Source organism: Pseudoalteromonas sp. GW168-MNA-CIBAN-0100 (assembly GCF_040309225.1).
GTDB classification, from domain to species: Bacteria; Pseudomonadota; Gammaproteobacteria; order Enterobacterales; family Alteromonadaceae; genus Pseudoalteromonas; species Pseudoalteromonas arctica.
Genome location: NZ_JBEOOL010000897.1, coordinates 1 through 248 on the forward strand (window position 1 = coordinate 1; position 248 = coordinate 248).

1 protein-coding gene is annotated in these 248 nt (G+C 47.2%); it reads right to left on the bottom strand.

The window, feature by feature from the left end:
- Positions 1 to 3: 3 nt before the first annotated feature.
- Positions 4 to 248: hypothetical protein (locus AAEY62_RS23900; protein WP_350636952.1), on the bottom strand; the 245-nt coding region annotated here is incomplete at its 5' end.

Consider the following 248-nt stretch of genomic DNA (forward strand, 5'->3'; position numbering starts at 1 on the left):
GCGCTAAGCAATCCAATAATGACGATTATGGCCAACCACGTTAGCACTGAGCGCGCGCCAAACTGATACCAAATCGCCATCAGTAACCAAACAGCGGATAGCAGTAGGGTGGTAATGATTAAAAATTGTACAAGGTAATATCGCCATGTCGGCTTTGCTGGTTGTTATGAGCCACACCACTCTCTGAACGATGGTTGTTTGAGTGCGGCGTGAGCAGTCGAGAAAAAAAGGAGCGTAAGGACATAGTG